Here is a 14743-nt window from a genome sequence, read left to right on the forward strand (position 1 = left end):
CAGTTTATTAGTTAAATGACCCGTTTGTGGTACAAATTTCATCGTTTTGTTTCTGCTCTATCAACATCATCGCATTTGTCTTATAAATACCACAAGAAGTTTTCAAGGTCTTTTACATCAATTGTTGTATTAATCATTTGTTAGTTGCTTCTTTAAATTTTGGCTTTAAAGGCTATTGAAATAACGATCAGACCACTGCTCACGTTTCATGAACCTTCTGATCCGATGATAAACCTTGGCTTTGACTGGAACCTTCAGGTGCCCTCTCAATGATGTTCATCACCTGCTTGTATTTCTTCTTGTTGTTTGACGTTTCCTCTCGGAATACATCCATAACCAAAACCGGTTTCGGGCCTTTGGCTGTGGCGACCTGAACAATATCCCCTTTCTGGATCGGGGTTTCCTCGTCTTTTCGAAAATGCTTATGAATATGCCAATAAAATAGTTTGTCTGTATTTAAGATTAAAGCCCCGTTTTCACTCCCCATAATATGATAGGCTGCGATAACATTACGCTCGTCCATGTCGATTCCATCCCCTTCTATTAGATTGGTTGCCCGTCTCATGCCTGAATACCAGCAGCGCGTGATGCATAAGTATCAAAGGTCATCACTTGACCCTATTCAGTTCCTCAAATGACGGGTGCGCTCACGGACTGACAGCATGACGTTCTATCAAAGCGTGACCACCCCCTGGCACTCTGAGCAACTAGTAAGGCTGGTGGTGACACTTGCTTGCTTTATCCGGGTGGCGATTAATGAACCAACCATCCAGAAACCACACAGAACCCTCTCAAATTGTTTTTAATGCTAACATGACCATTTACCCTTTCAGTTTAAAATGAAAGCACACAGACAGTCTGTGAAACTATAAATGGTAGATTAGCTTAGGATTATCATCAAACTTCCGGGTCCAGGCCATCATTTAGCCAGTCATAATACATACTCGTATCACGCTGCGCTTGTTGCTGCTGAGCCATCTGGTTCTGATGTTCGACATCCAGGGCCGTTTTGGAACGTTTCTTCAGACCATTTACGAAGAAACGTCCAAAATATGTATAGGATTCGCCCTTGCTGATCTGGTCTTTCATATAATCCAGCTGGTTGCGGGCATCTATTAATCTATAATCTAGCATGTGCTGATCGAGCATTTCCGTCAAAATGTCCTGAACAATATAGGGGTCTAGCATCTCGCTTTTCAAATGTTCGAATAACGATTTGAGATGCGGATTGGTGTCAGTCAGTTGGGTGAGTTCTTCACGAATGCTTGCGCGCGTTTCTTTATTCTCATCATCATCAGTTCTTAATTCAGTATTATTAATTCTAGTATTATTAGTTGTCCAATTTGGGCATTCCAGTTTGTCCATTTCGGACATTCCAGTTTGTCCGTTTTGGGCAAACTGATCATGGCGGGATTCAACCGGATTTTCTTCTTTTGGAATCCCGTCATTGTCAGTTTGTCCATTTTGGACATCCTTGGTTGGACTGTCTGAAAACAAGCTGTATATATTATTGGTTATCGCGAAATAACGTTTGGCCGGGAGCCCCATTTTTTTAACCTCAATTAAACCCAACCTTTGCAGGCTGGCTATGGATCTATCTTGTGGTTTCCGTTTGAGTGCTGTGTTTTTCTCCAAATTTTCAGAGGTACAGAAAAACCACTTATCTTCTATAAGCTGATCACGACTCGTCCAATATTTAAAGAGACTGACTAATTCACTATAAATAACAGCTTCATTCAGTCCAATTTCATGCGCCAGTTTCTTATTAACGACGATTGATCCATCTGATCTTAAAAAATCCAAAATATCCATATAAAAAACCTCCCATATCCCTGTCACGAAATGTCCAAACTTAACAGAGAAATCGAAGGCTTCAATATTTACAATAAGCACATTCTATAATATACTTGTAATTGGAAAATATATTGAAGCATTTTCTGATTTCCCTGTTTCACAAAACATGTCTTGGGTGGACCGTTTGTGACAGGGTTCTTTGTTTATTTGTTAATTTAAATACTATCATCAGGCGGAAATTTTGACAACATTTGCTATTTGTCTGGTGGAAAGAGCAGCAACCCAAAGAAGAGGTTGCTGTTCTTTTTTTATGTTCAGATAAAATTGGCGAGTGAACGTCATCATTGCTATTAAAAAGATGGCATTTGAAATAGACTTCAATAATTACAAACAGGACCTATTTGTTAAAGTGTGAGGGGTATTGGTCCTGAAAACATCGGATGAGCTGTGAAAGGTTTTGTGTGTTTATATAGGGAATGCTTGTTTTAAAATTTCGTTCTTTAAAACGCATGATTGTTATCTTTATGAGCTGACAGCTTTAAGCTTTCGTGGATCTTGAAGATGCACTTTTGTTTGTTAAAGAGACATCACGACCAAATAGGAGTGGTATATGCAGTGATTTTAAAAACCAAAAAACTGCAATTAAATTGGGTTTCCTGCGGGGGCTGTAGAATATCAGATCTAATACAGATAAGAGATTTATCAATATTTATATTCCAATTACTTTTGTGCACATATGGACCGTATAGTTTGATTCCAAAAGTAAGACTATCTTTTCTTGCTTTTTTTCAATTCTATTTGTTTAATAAAGATAAGGACGAATTGAAAACGAATATGAAATACCGTAGTTATAGGGCTGAAATAAAAACGGACGGATGGTCATTGGACGGACATATAGGAAAGGAGGCAAAAAAGTGGATCTGCTGCGCAAGAAAGATTTGCATCCAGAAGTGGGTGTGGCCAAAAGTACGGTTGCAGATTGGATTGAAGATTTTAATATCTATATCCCGAAAACAAAACAAAAGAACGTAACATATTATCGCCCAGAAGCGATTGAAGTATTAAATTTTATAAAGCAATGTAGAGAGAGAAACTATCAAAAACAACAGATCATGGAATTACTGGCGGATCAAGGATTCCCAGTGATGGCAGAGGCACAGGAAGATGCCGAGGAATCCATAAGTAAACGTACTAATCAAGATAATGGCGATTTACGAGATGTCATTCAGACTATGGGACAAGCAGTTCAAAAGTTATCCGACCAGGACGAATCAATAAAATCCCTACAAGACAGGGAAGAATCGCGTGAAGAACGGATGGACGACATGGAAAAACGGACAGAGCAGACCAGTGAAACAGTCGAAGATTTAAAACAAGAAATACAAGATTTAAAAACGGAATTGGCTGAAACCCGAGAAAAGGTAGATAAGCGAGGATTTTGGGCAAGGTTATTTAAAAGAAACAGTAACAAATAGGCATGTCGTATATGTTACTACGTTGGAAAAATAGAAAAGCTGCACCTATTTTAGTTTTGTATTGATATACCAAAATTCATAATTTAAAATTAAAACAATGATATATATTAGATTAGAAAGGGGGGGTAGCATAAATGGGGGATATTATTTATCATTCCGGCACATTGATTACAAGTATTATTTTATTCATTAGCGCAATAAACTTAGAAATATGGTGGATAGTAATTGCCACCGTATTAATTTTTGCTAAAGCATTTTATGATCTTTATAGAGATTATCATATATATCTTAATAATAAGAAATAACTAAAAAAACCCTTGCCAAATCACAGGCAAAGGCTTTTTTAGTTAATAGACCGTAATTGACTGACTCACTATATGATAACCAGTATGTTCAACCCAAGTGAATCCATCAAATACTTCAGTCGTTCCATGTTGAAATGTTACTTTCAACTCATAACCGCTATTCCCGGACAAATGATTTAAACCCCCAGCTATGCCGCTAACCATTCCAGAAGCCCCAAAATAACCTAATAAACGTGGAGCATACTTTTTAAATAATCCTGATATACCTGTACTCGTTGTACCATAGTGCATAAGCGTTGAATTCGATACGTGAAAAGACCTTGTGCAAGTAGGACCAGAAAGCCCGTCTGCATTTAGATCGTCAGTGGCATCGCTCCAATATTCTTCTGAACTACCTGTATCACCTAAATACACTGACGCAGTACTCATGGGCATTATCCCCAAAATTAATCCCATAGACAATAAAGTAAAAAACATCTTGTGAATAGTAAAATAGCTTCAGGCCATTGGTACTATCTTAAAGATAGATTTGTATTCCTACTGCTGTTTAATTTGAGTTAAAAAAGGGAGAAAATCGTTAGACAGGATAAGGGGAAAATGTCCCCACTCAAGCTGGGGAACCAGGCAGATCCTGTTTTTTCCGTAGGGACATTTTTATGTTTGGCACACTGGGTCGGTTTATATTGATGATCATTGGCTTTTGATGAAAAACTTGTCATCCTGCATCTTATACAGGATGGTTCAGAGCAAAAATAAAAAACGAAGAATAATTTAAGCCATTTGATGTAATGCTTTGGTAGAAAATCACATCTGAAAGTCTTATAGTGATAGGATTAAATTTTACTCAACAAACAGACCATTTAACTGTAGAGGAGAAATGTTTTCGTGAAAGAAATAAGGCTGTTGGAAGATAGAAATTTGAAAAGTAAAATTAACAGATACTCAGCCGTTTCAATAATTCTTTTCGCAATAGTATTCTTTGGTATCGCACGTACCGCCAGTACACCTGATATGAACGATTCAACAGTATTTAATATTATTTTTGCTATCCTAATACTCTTTGGAACACTTATAATTCATGAACTTATTCACGGTTTATTTTTTAAAGCTTTCTCACATAAAAACAAAGTTTATTTTGGCTTTAAAAATGGCATGCCTTATGCAGCTTCGCCAAGTAGTATTTTCACACGTTTCACATTTGCAATTAGTTGTATTGCCCCTTTTATTATTATTACAGCTTTATACATAGGATCTTTATATTTAGGGCTATTACCCAAATTGATTTTTGTAATGGTAAGTACCATACACGCTGCTATATGCTCAGGTGATTTTTATTGGGTATATGAAATGGGGCGAGCACCTAAAGATGCCGAAGTCAAAGCAACAAACGTTGGAATTAAAATACTAAGATCATAATAATATAAAACTTTCAGTGATAGAATATATTTACTGATATGATGTAATGTTTTGATAAAACATTACGGGGGCGTCAATAATTTTGTGTAAATGACCCTATCCCTTTTGAATTTAGTTAGCCAGTGTTTTAGTCGTTTAAACTTGTTCCTCCAGCGATTCAAACATCTGCAGTAATTCAGGCTTTGCTTTTTTGAAGCCTCTGTGGCACCGCATACCGAACTTATGGTTATAATCTAAAAACTGGGTCACCAGGAAACGTTCCAGGGCATCTTCATTTGGAAATTGTTCTTTGCGTTTGACGTAGCGTTTGATTTCCTTGTTAAATCCTTCGATGAGGTTTGTTGTATAGATGCTGGATCGGATGGATGCCGGAAAATCATAAAACGTTAATAAGCGATCCTGTTTCATCACGGCATCGACAGCACGTGGATACGTCTTATGCCATTTGTTTTGAAATTGTTCCAGGGCATTTAAAGCATCCTGGCGGCTTTCAGCCTCATAGACAGCCCTGAAATCATCCAGAATGACGGCACGATCTTTCACACGTACTTTGTTAGCGATGTTGCGGGAAACATGAACGCAGCACACCTGATGTTTAGCCTTGGGATAGACACGATGCAGCGCATCCGTCATGCCGTTCAAGCCGTCCGAAATGAAAAGAAGGACGTGTTCAACACCGCGATCATATAAGCGCTGAACGAGCTCCTCCCACACCTCGGCGGATTCCGTTGGGGCGATGGTGAAGTCGAGCACTTCTTTGCCGCCATCTTCCGCAATGCCAATGGCGATATAGACCGATTCCTTTTCAACGCTTTGACGCCGGATTGGAATTTGCGTGGCATCCAGATAAATGCAGACATAACGCTGTTCCAGCGTTCGCTCATGAAAAGCCTTAACATCTTCTGACACAAGCTGTGTCAGGTTGGATACAGTTTGTTTGGAATAGTGCTGACCATACATTTTTTCGATCAAATCGGCGATTTCATCCGTTGTGATGCCCTTTTCGTACAGGTGGATGATAAACTGTTCCAGTGTGTCGTTGGAACGTTTATAGGGTGCCAGGGTTTGTTGCTGAAAGGCACCGTTGCGATCTCTGGGAATATGCAGCTCAAGGTTGCCGTATTCTGTCTTAAACGTACGGCCATAAAATCCGTTACGGGAATTACCAGAGTTAACGCCAGCCTGCTCATAAGGCTCATAGTCCAGAAAAGCTGTTAATTCGTGTTTTAAAAGCTGATTGATCGCTGTTTCCAAGTGATGGCGAAAAACTTCTTCAATATCCTGTTTTTGGGCTAGTGATTCAAGCAAATCTGTAGTAAGATGGCTCATAGGGAAGACCTCCTGTGGGTGTGTTTTGGCTAACTCTATTCTACAGGAAAGGGTCTTCCTTTTTCTATGACCATTATTGAGTCATTGCGATTTACACAAACTATTTTACGCTCTCAACATTACATGCTAAATCTCATTGTGATAAGGTTAAAATAATTAAAGTTTAATCAACAAACAGGGCCATATTGTTCAATAAAAAACGCCACGGTATTATAAATCGTGGCATCTCTAACGAGTTTTTATTTTTAATAGATGATTTGTTCATCACCCTTTTGCTTTTGGTAATAATAATCAGTCGTAGTCATTCAAATATTTACATATATTTTTTGGTATCTCAAAATTAAATGAAAAGTCTTTTATGTTGAAATTAACATAAGGACTATCACTATATGCTGTCATTGTGGCAACTTTATTCAAATCATCGTTCATTTTAATGGAATCTCCAAATTTAATGGTATCTTCTTGGTAAAATTCAAATATTATCCCTTCTTCTGAGTTTGAAGGGATATCTGCTAATTCCCAGTCATCGAGTTCCAAAGAATTAACAAAGTCTTTAATATCTTCTTCATTTGAAATAGATTTAATGACTTTAGAATCCTTCGTTGATATCACTTTAATTTTTTGAGCTTTTTTAAAATCACCTGTCCAACTCTTTTTGTCGTCATTCTTATTATCTGTACTGCATCCTGAAACAAGAAGTAATATGCTAATGATAAAAACAAATATTAATATCACATTTTTCTTCATCATAATTACTCCTTACGACGGTTCTTTCCAGTGAGTATTGAACCTATGAATAATCCAATTCCCGCAATGAAAAAAGCTAATGATGAAATAAATGCAATAGGTAATTCTCCTGTTGCTATTCCAGTGATAACTGCTGTGAAAAAACCAAAAAGAATAATTCCTCCAGATAATGTGAACAAAAAAGTACGTAATTTATCCATGCCATATTTTTTGGATGTCTCTCTTGTTAAACTACTAAATATAATCAGAGCCCCACCTATAACAATAAAGATACTTGGTCCAACAACAGTTACGTCCGGCAGACCCATGAAATACAAAGCAAGAGAAATGAATAACCCAAATAATATTAGTACACCACTTGAAATAAATCCGATCATTGATATACGATTAGCCCTATTAGAGTATATATTATCTTTTGCCTCTTTTTGACCGTGTGTTTTCATATCGTCTACTAGACCACTTAAATCCCCCATTGAAATGATCGATTCTCGAAATGCTGCATCTTCATCAAATCCCTGTTTTTGATAATCAGCTACTTTTTCTTTTAAATTTGTAGTAAGTTCTTCTTTTATCTCAAATAAATCTTGACTTTTTCCTACATCAGAAAAAAGATCATCAATATAGTTTTGAATTTTATAATCTAAATTACTCTGTGTCATTATATAACTCCCCCTTAATCAAACTGTCTAAAATATATTTAGCAAAATCCCAGTCCTTTTTATTTTGTTCATACTTCTTTTTACCTTCTTCGGTAATGCGATAATATTTACGTCTGCCTCCTTGTGTTTCATTGCCCCAATAAGAGAGTATATAATCTTCTTTTTCCAGTCGTCGAAAGGCCGTATACAAAGTTGCCTCTTTCAGTTCATATTGATTTTCACTTAATTTGATAATTTCTTTATAAATACCATATCCATAGTTATCTCCCTGATTAAGGATGTTTAAAATAATTGCACTCGTATGTCCTCGAATAAGATCTTTTGAAATTTTGGCCACCAATTAATTTTCACCTCAATTGTAGTTTATAAAAAATTACTTTTTATGTCAAAGTACTTTTTTAAATGATGATATTATATGTAGTGTTAGGCTTACTTTTTATTTTTAGTGGAACTTACTCAACAAGTAAACCATTTAATTGAGTAACTTAAAATCACACATAATTTTTACAAGCCATCTTATACAAGGTGGCTATTTTAATGTTGTTATGTAAATTATATATTGAATTATGTAATTTATTTATTGAATAATGTAATATAAATGTTACAATAAAACTGAAAGGAAGTGTTTCAGTTAATGAAAAATAATCTAAAAGTTGCTCGCGTACAAGCAGACTTAACCCAACAACAATTAGCTGAAAAAGTGGGCATTACACGACAGACAATTAGTTTAATTGAAAAAGGGAAATACAACCCTACTTTAAAACTTTGCTTAAATATCTGTTATGCAGTAAATAAAACACTTGATGAGATCTTTTGGTTAAACAAGGAGGAGTGAGATAAATGAAAGTACAAAGAATTAATGACGAACGTTTAGCAATTAAAAATTTGAAAAACATACGCCTCGTTTATACTCTCCAAACTCTTGGAATAATTGGTTTATTAGGGTATGATCTAATTTCGAATGGATTAAGCAGCATAAAAGGAAATCCTTTATGGCTAGTATTTATAACGTCAATAGTAGTGCTAGCATTTATGTCATTCGGCTCATCAGATGAACGCCTGGCATTAAAAAACTTACAAAAAATACGTGTTGCGTTTGTCATCCAACTGCTTGGCATATTTGGAATATTAGGGTATGACTTAATTTCAAAAGGTATGGATGGTATGAAGGAAAATCCTCTATGGTTTGTATTTAGCCTGTCAACGCTTATACTGGTATTTTTGTCTATGAACATTAGTGTAGATTACGAGGGCGACGAAAAGTCTGCGGGAAAAGGATTAGGCATTTCAACTATTGTATTGGTACTGATATCCATTAGCGTTGTTTTTTTCACCATTTATTTAAATGAAACTTCCACTCTTGTTGATGGCCTTTTAGCAGGAGGAATATTGTTTATATGTGGTTTTCTTTCTTTCTTATTTCTTTATGGATTGAGAAGGGGTAAAGAATGAAATTGATTATACGGTGTTTTTCATAATAACGGGCATGTTTGTTGAATAGAAAGTCTGCTTAACTGCTCAGATCTTTCTACTTTTTTGTTCTTTTGATGTAATGTTTATGTAGAAGCTTACATGTGAAAAGCCTACTGTGATAGGCTTAAAATAATCAGCGTTTATTCAACAAGCAGACTATATTGTTGAACAATATTTACTAAGGGATAGGTGAAAACATTATCGTGGAACCTTTAAAAAAGGGAGAGACCATTGGCATATTCAAACCATCTTCGCCCGGAACTGTTACAGCTTAAAAACGTTTTGAACGAGCGAAGTCCTTTATGAAGAAAAAAGGTTTTGTCTTTGCAGAAGGAAAATTAACAGGAAAACAGGATGGTTATCGTTCAGGATCGCCTAAAGAGCGTGCGGAAGAACTAAATGAGCTGCTAAGAAATCCAAATATGAAAATGATCATGGCCACTATCGGAGGAACAAACTCAAATAGCATGCTGCCATATATTGATTATGAAGCATTCAAACAAAACTCAAAATTCGTTGTCGGGTATTCAGATACAACGGCTATTCTGCTTGCCCTTTATGCGAGAACAGGTATTACAACATATTAATGATATTGCCACCCTTCATCATCGGAAAGCAAACCTGTTCCGGAGCATGCAGTACATGTGAGTTCACGTGTCATAAACTCAATAATTAATTTTTCATATACTGTTAACATTTAAACTGCGAATGTACGCAGAATCAATAATAGGACCAATGAATTATATCTAAGATAAAAATGACGGTCCCTGGTTCGCATTGTTAAGAGGCGCGGTGAGTTCTGTTATATTTAATGAAAATTTTGTACAGACTGCACCATGTACAGGCTGTAAAAGCATTGCGCAGGTTTTAAGGGAATATAAAAAGGCAGGGCACAACAGCCCTACCTTTTAAATAAGGATCATTTTAACAATCCCTTATAAGTTATTTTTTTGTTTATAAGCTTTTGCGTATTGATCAGCTGCATAGATCGCATCAACGATTTCTTCCACTGTAACGTCAAAGCCATTATGGATTGTTTCTTCATTAACATTAGCTGCTTCAGCAACTTTTACGATATCTTCCCGTTTTGCATCTTTTAATTTAATATCTTCGAGTGTCACTGGTAAATCCAGGCTAGTGTAGAAATCAATGTAATGTTCGATTTCTTCAAGGGAACGATTTTCTAATGTTAATTGAACGAGTGTGCCAAAGGCGACTTTCTCACCATGGGATAAGTGATGAATATCACCATCTAAAGCAGTAAAGCCATTATGGATAGCATGTGCCGCGGCTAAACCGCCACTTTCAAATCCTAATCCGCTCAGCAGGGTGTTTGCTTCAACAACTTGTTCAAGTGCTGGCGTTGCCGCATTTACTTTAGCTGATTCATAAGCTAAATGGCCATATTCAAATAAGACTTCTTCACATCTTTTCGCAATCGCTTCTGCAGCCAGTGTTGTTCTGCCACCAACCTGATTTGGCCCGCCATTGCGAATGACTGCCCGTGCTTCTATCCATGTGGCCATAGCGTCTGCTATCCCTGAAGCTAATAAACGGGGCGGAGCTGCTGCAATAATTTTTGTATCAAGTACAATTAAATCTGGATTGCGGTTATAGAAACGATAACCTTCGAAAGCTCCTTCTTTCGAATAAACCACAGATAGCGCGCTTGTTGGTGCATCAGCTGAGGCAGCGGTTGGAACAATAACTGTAGAAGCATTCAGTGTATCTGCAATCGCTTTGGATGTATCTAATGTTTTGCCTCCGCCAACGCCAATAATTATCGTTGCGCCTGCTTTTTTAGCTTCTTGAGAAATTCGTTCAAATTCTTCTTCTGAAGATTCGCCGTTAAATAAAATTTCTGTGGCGTCTATATTGTTTTTCTTTAAAGCATCGACTACTTGATGCCCGGCAATATCCCATACGACTTCATCTGCGATAACTGCTGCTTTACTGCCGATTTCTTTCACATATGATCCAATATTATTTATGGAGTTCTTGCCTTGTATATATTTTGCTGGACTCGTAAAAATGCGTTCTGACATCAAAATCATCTCCCTTGTCTGTAGTATAGTGCGTTTTTTCTTAAAAAGAGAAAAATGCCGATGTGCACCCCTGAAATCTGACTTCAGGGATGCAGCACAGGCATCTTTTTTAATTAACATTCCGTGTTAGTCTTGCAGGAATTTCAACGTTTCACGGTTGAATGCAGGCAGATCATCCGGTGTTCTGCTTGTTACAAAGTTGCCATCTTTAACAACTTCTTCATCTTTTACATTTGCGCCTGCATTTTTCAGATCATTTCTTACAGATACAAAGCTTGTCAGCGTTCTTCCGTTAAGCTCGCCTGTATCGGTAAGGAACTGTGGTCCATGGCAAATGGAGAATACAGGTTTATCGTTCTGGAAGAATGCTTTTGCAAACTCACTGTTTTTCGGATTGATCCGCAGCAAGTCCGGTGAGAAACCGCCAGGGACGAGCAATGCATCATAATCGGCTACATTGACATCGTCAATTCCTTTATCGGCTTGCATTTCATTGCCATTTTTACCAGTGATTGTTTTGTTCGCTTCGTCGCTGATAATATCAACCGTATGCCCAGCTTCTTTATATGCATTCACAGGGCTGGTCAATTCAATTTCTTCTACCATGTCTGTTACAAGAACAGCAATGTGTTTACTCATATTATCACCCTTTCATCGTTCATATTTTATAGTATAATAATAAAACGTTTCAACTTACAAAAAATACGCTTACAGGAAGGGGGAACCAGACTATAATATGCTGCATTCATGTAGAAGTTTACATGTGAAAAGTCCTCAAAATTGTATTGACGTGAGTAATCGTGCGCTAAAGCTAGTTTTATTGCAAATATGAGTGCTCTATTTTATTAAAAATTAGATACTAAATACTTACTATTGAGAAATAAATAGATCAGTAAGGAGGTAAGGCAAGCTATTGGCTTGTTAGGATAAAATCCTAACACCTTTGGTGTCATTTACTCGCTTTTGAATAAAATACTCTATACTAAAGGGTTATGTTCCTAAACATAAAAGCGTACTGCTATAAGAAGATACATGCTTAAAGTTAAATAATACGGACTTGTTTGAATTTGATAACAATACGATTGAAAAAATTGAATATACACCAACGCTGATTCATTATGAAAATGGAGAAGAAGAAACCCGTCTTGTTGGTCAACAGTCAGAAGATGACATTCGTGACTTCTTCAAACAGAACATTCCGGAAGCCGGTTAAAATGTTGAATTTCTGCAAAACAATAATTGTTGCTCTTCAAATATGTAACCAGAATTTATATGATTCATTCTGTTATTTTATTTAGTTTAAAAGACTGTCATAAAGAACACTGCCAGTCGTTTGATGTAATGTTTTGTTAGAAGCTTACATGCGAAAAGCCTGTTGTGATAGGATTAAAATAACCAAGATTCACTCAACAAACAGGCCAGATAAAGAAGGGGAAGAAGAATAAATTGTTTAATATAAAAGTTAATGAAAATATATCACTAAAATTACTTGAAAAAAAAGATACTAACGAATTATTTGCTTTGGTTAATGAGTCAAGAAATTACCTAAGAGAATGGCTTCCATGGGTTGATAACATGAAGCAAGAAACGGACTATGAACCAATGATCGAAATGTGGTTAAAACAATTTGCTTCCAATGATGGTTTTCAAGCAGGTATTTTATATAAGGGAAAAATGGTGGGTATGGTTGGCTTTCATGGAATAGATTGGTCAAATAGTAAAACAAGTATTGGTTACTGGTTATCTGAAGGTTATCAAGGTAATGGAATTATGACAGAAACAGTAAGAGCATTGGTAAACATAGCTTTTACAGAATATAAATTGAATCGTATTGAGATACGATGCGGTGTTAAAAATCGAAAAAGTAAAGGTGTGCCTGAAAGACTTGGCTTTAAACAAGAAGGCATAATTAGAGATGCTGAATATTTATATGACCATTTTCATGACTGTATTCTATACAGTATTCTTTCTAGGGAATGGGTCTAAATGGCTTAACCATTCAACTATCGGGTGTGATTGTTGAATGGTTAGTTACTTAAAATAAGAGAAGAATACAATTAATTTTATCCTACTCTTTTATAATTTCTCTTTGATCATGTAATGTTTTAGTAAAACCTTACATGTCAAATCCCCATTTGCCAGGCTTTTCTTTTAGACCTTTTAGGACATGTATGGTAACCTTAAATGGTTAAGGAAACCATACGCCAAAAAGAGGGATTTTCATGGGCGATCAAGTCGTCGAAAACGTCGAGCCCTTACGTTCGACAGCCGAGATTCAAAACATGCGTGAAGCGCTCAACCAGACCACGCATCCGAAACGCAATAATTTATTATTCAGTATGGGGATTAATACCGGTCTGCGGGTCGGTGACCTATTACGGCTGCGCATCGAAGATGTGAAAGGCCGAAGTAGCGTGAAAATCCAGGAGGGCAAGACCAGCAAATCACGTCTCGTGCATTTAGATGCGGTCATGGCCGATATTGCCGAATACTTGGAAGGTCAGCCCGAGACAGGCTTTCTGTTTGCCAGCCAGCGTACAGGCCAGCCATTATCCACGACGCAGGCTTATCGTCTCTTGAAATCTGCCGGTAAGAAGTGCGGTTACGATTACGTTGGAACCCATACCATGCGGAAGACCTTCGGGTACCATTACTTTCAGCAGACGCACGATATTGTGACCCTGATGGTCATCTTTAATCACTCGTCGCAGAACATCACAAAGCGTTATATTGGGATTGAGGAAGACGACATTAAAAATAGCTTAAAAGATTTTCGATTATAAGGGCGTTACATATAAAATATGACAGGCGTGTCCAAAAGCATGCAGGAAAACAGGGAATCTTTAGAGGGGTATCAAATGGCCAATATTAAGGATATTGCAAAGCTTGCCGGCGTATCGGTCACAACCGTTTCAAGAGTTTTAAATCATCATCCCTATGTGAGTGATGATAAAAGACATAAGGTAGAACAAGTTATTGAGGACTTAGAATTCCACCAAAATTTAAATGCCATCCACCTAGTTAAGGGAAAAACGTATACAGTTGGCGCTATCATGCCATATATTGATCACCCTTATTTTCAGGCGATGGTAGGCGGCATTATGAAACGTGCGTTCATGTATAACTATTCCGTTCTATGCTGCCCGACAAGTTACGATCAGGCGGAAGAATTAAAATACCTCGATATGTTAAAGGGAAGAGAATTAGATGGATTAATCATATGCTCTCGTTCTAATGATTGGGATACCATCATGCCCTATACAGAATACGGGCCCATTATTTCCTGCGAACGATTTGAAAAGCTGCCTTGCGCTTACACAGATCATTACGAAGCATTTCTCACGGGCATCAATTATCTTATTGAAGAAGGTCATCGAAAAATTGGCTACTGTACTGGAAGGAAATATAGCTTAAGCAGCAAAATGCGCTATGCTGCGTTCAAGACAGCCCTCACCCAAATTAATCAGCCAATAGAAGTCGATTGGATATTCACAGATTGC

Annotated in this window: 17 protein-coding genes and 1 pseudogene; 9 read left to right on the forward strand and 9 right to left on the reverse strand. The window is 37.0% G+C overall.

What is annotated here, in order from left to right:
* Positions 1 to 199: 199 nt before the first annotated feature.
* Together ACZ444_RS00005 and ACZ444_RS00010 are read right to left on the reverse strand one after the other, a co-directional pair.
* A complete protein-coding gene (locus tag ACZ444_RS00005; RefSeq protein ID WP_382359502.1) occupies positions 200 to 523 on the reverse strand; it encodes a DUF5839 family protein in 324 nt (107 codons plus the stop codon).
* Positions 524 to 897: 374 nt separating this feature from the next.
* Positions 898 to 1812 (reverse strand): hypothetical protein, encoded by a 915-nt coding sequence (locus ACZ444_RS00010; RefSeq protein WP_464433215.1) that lies wholly within the window; start codon positions 1810 to 1812, stop codon positions 898 to 900.
* An 896-nt stretch (positions 1813 to 2708) separates the two neighbouring features.
* Between ACZ444_RS00010 and ACZ444_RS00015 the strand changes: the two genes are divergently transcribed.
* Entirely contained in the window at positions 2709 to 3269 is a 561-nt protein-coding gene (locus ACZ444_RS00015; RefSeq protein ID WP_382358828.1) for a MerR family transcriptional regulator, read from the forward strand.
* Between the two features lie 347 nt (positions 3270 to 3616).
* On the opposite strand, the gene ACZ444_RS00020 is transcribed toward ACZ444_RS00015, so the two are convergent.
* Entirely contained in the window at positions 3617 to 3988 is a 372-nt protein-coding gene (locus ACZ444_RS00020) for a hypothetical protein (protein ID WP_464433217.1), read from the reverse strand.
* A 471-nt stretch (positions 3989 to 4459) separates the two neighbouring features.
* Between ACZ444_RS00020 and ACZ444_RS00025 the strand changes: the two genes are divergently transcribed.
* Positions 4460 to 4990, forward strand: a complete 531-nt coding sequence (locus ACZ444_RS00025; RefSeq protein WP_382358831.1) for a DUF3267 domain-containing protein — start codon at positions 4460 to 4462, stop codon at positions 4988 to 4990.
* Positions 4991 to 5125: 135 nt separating this feature from the next.
* On the opposite strand, the gene ACZ444_RS00030 is transcribed toward ACZ444_RS00025, so the two are convergent.
* From ACZ444_RS00030 to ACZ444_RS00045, 4 genes are all read right to left on the reverse strand, one after another.
* The gene (locus ACZ444_RS00030; protein WP_464433219.1) at positions 5126 to 6319 is read right to left on the reverse strand and encodes an IS256 family transposase; all 1194 of its coding nucleotides are present in this window, start codon (positions 6317 to 6319) and stop codon (positions 5126 to 5128) included.
* 291 nt (positions 6320 to 6610) lie between these two features.
* The gene (locus tag ACZ444_RS00035) at positions 6611 to 7066 is read right to left on the reverse strand and encodes a hypothetical protein (RefSeq protein WP_382358583.1); all 456 of its coding nucleotides are present in this window, start codon (positions 7064 to 7066) and stop codon (positions 6611 to 6613) included.
* 5 nt (positions 7067 to 7071) lie between these two features.
* Complete coding sequence (locus ACZ444_RS00040) at positions 7072 to 7725, reverse strand: permease prefix domain 1-containing protein (RefSeq protein WP_382358584.1); 654 nt, start codon at positions 7723 to 7725, stop codon at positions 7072 to 7074.
* Positions 7712 to 8065, reverse strand: a complete 354-nt coding sequence (locus ACZ444_RS00045) for a PadR family transcriptional regulator (RefSeq protein WP_382358585.1) — start codon at positions 8063 to 8065, stop codon at positions 7712 to 7714. Before ACZ444_RS00045 ends, ACZ444_RS00040 begins: the two co-directional genes overlap by 14 nt.
* A 294-nt stretch (positions 8066 to 8359) precedes the next feature.
* Between ACZ444_RS00045 and ACZ444_RS00050 the strand changes: the two genes are divergently transcribed.
* From ACZ444_RS00050 to ACZ444_RS00060, 3 genes and pseudogenes are all read left to right on the forward strand, one after another.
* On the forward strand, positions 8360 to 8560 hold the full coding sequence (locus tag ACZ444_RS00050; protein WP_382358586.1) for a helix-turn-helix transcriptional regulator: 201 nt from the start codon (positions 8360 to 8362) through the stop codon (positions 8558 to 8560).
* 5 nt (positions 8561 to 8565) lie between these two features.
* Positions 8566 to 9177, forward strand: coding sequence for a hypothetical protein (locus ACZ444_RS00055; protein ID WP_382358587.1), 612 nt, complete (start codon positions 8566 to 8568; stop codon positions 9175 to 9177).
* A 218-nt stretch (positions 9178 to 9395) separates the two neighbouring features.
* Positions 9396 to 9782, forward strand: a pseudogene (locus ACZ444_RS00060) (LD-carboxypeptidase); the annotation flags it as partial.
* A 351-nt stretch (positions 9783 to 10133) separates the two neighbouring features.
* On the opposite strand, the gene ACZ444_RS00065 reads toward ACZ444_RS00060, so the two are convergent.
* Both ACZ444_RS00065 and ACZ444_RS00070 read right to left on the reverse strand, forming a co-directional pair.
* The gene (locus ACZ444_RS00065) at positions 10134 to 11243 is read right to left on the reverse strand and encodes a glycerol dehydrogenase (RefSeq protein ID WP_382358597.1); all 1110 of its coding nucleotides are present in this window, start codon (positions 11241 to 11243) and stop codon (positions 10134 to 10136) included.
* A gap of 126 nt (positions 11244 to 11369) precedes the next feature.
* Positions 11370 to 11882: a type 1 glutamine amidotransferase domain-containing protein gene (locus tag ACZ444_RS00070; RefSeq protein ID WP_382358588.1), complete on the reverse strand. Its 513-nt coding sequence runs from the start codon at positions 11880 to 11882 to the stop codon at positions 11370 to 11372.
* Between the two features lie 418 nt (positions 11883 to 12300).
* Between ACZ444_RS00070 and ACZ444_RS00075 the strand changes: the two genes are divergently transcribed.
* From ACZ444_RS00075 to ACZ444_RS00090, 4 genes are all read left to right on the forward strand, one after another.
* On the forward strand, positions 12301 to 12456 hold the full coding sequence (locus ACZ444_RS00075; RefSeq protein ID WP_382358589.1) for a YbbN family protein: 156 nt from the start codon (positions 12301 to 12303) through the stop codon (positions 12454 to 12456).
* 233 nt (positions 12457 to 12689) lie between these two features.
* Positions 12690 to 13229 carry a GNAT family N-acetyltransferase gene (locus tag ACZ444_RS00080; protein ID WP_382358590.1) on the forward strand — a complete coding sequence of 180 codons (540 nt, stop codon included), beginning with the start codon at positions 12690 to 12692 and terminating at the stop codon, positions 13227 to 13229.
* A 236-nt stretch (positions 13230 to 13465) separates the two neighbouring features.
* Positions 13466 to 14026 (forward strand): tyrosine-type recombinase/integrase, encoded by a 561-nt coding sequence (locus ACZ444_RS00085; RefSeq protein ID WP_382358591.1) that lies wholly within the window; start codon positions 13466 to 13468, stop codon positions 14024 to 14026.
* 75 nt (positions 14027 to 14101) lie between these two features.
* The coding region (locus ACZ444_RS00090) for a LacI family DNA-binding transcriptional regulator (protein WP_464433222.1) at positions 14102 to 14743 on the forward strand (642 nt) is incomplete at its 3' end.

Source organism: Lentibacillus kimchii, from assembly GCF_055381965.1.

Excerpts from the sequence above, each read along its gene's own strand:
- ACZ444_RS00050 (WP_382358586.1), top strand. The coding sequence starts at position 8,360 with ATGAAAAATAATCTAAAAGTTGCTCGCGTACAAGCAGACTTAACCCAA.
- ACZ444_RS00035 (WP_382358583.1), bottom strand. The coding sequence starts at position 7,066 with ATGAAGAAAAATGTGATATTAATATTTGTTTTTATCATTAGCATATTA.
- ACZ444_RS00010 (WP_464433215.1), bottom strand. The coding sequence starts at position 1,812 with ATGGATATTTTGGATTTTTTAAGATCAGATGGATCAATCGTCGTTAAT.
- ACZ444_RS00065 (WP_382358597.1), bottom strand. The coding sequence starts at position 11,243 with ATGTCAGAACGCATTTTTACGAGTCCAGCAAAATATATACAAGGCAAG.
- ACZ444_RS00040 (WP_382358584.1), bottom strand. The coding sequence starts at position 7,725 with ATGACACAGAGTAATTTAGATTATAAAATTCAAAACTATATTGATGAT.
- ACZ444_RS00070 (WP_382358588.1), bottom strand. The coding sequence starts at position 11,882 with ATGAGTAAACACATTGCTGTTCTTGTAACAGACATGGTAGAAGAAATT.
- ACZ444_RS00085 (WP_382358591.1), top strand. The coding sequence starts at position 13,466 with ATGGGCGATCAAGTCGTCGAAAACGTCGAGCCCTTACGTTCGACAGCC.
- ACZ444_RS00005 (WP_382359502.1), bottom strand. The coding sequence starts at position 523 with ATGGACGAGCGTAATGTTATCGCAGCCTATCATATTATGGGGAGTGAA.
- ACZ444_RS00055 (WP_382358587.1), top strand. The coding sequence starts at position 8,566 with ATGAAAGTACAAAGAATTAATGACGAACGTTTAGCAATTAAAAATTTG.
- ACZ444_RS00030 (WP_464433219.1), bottom strand. The coding sequence starts at position 6,319 with ATGAGCCATCTTACTACAGATTTGCTTGAATCACTAGCCCAAAAACAG.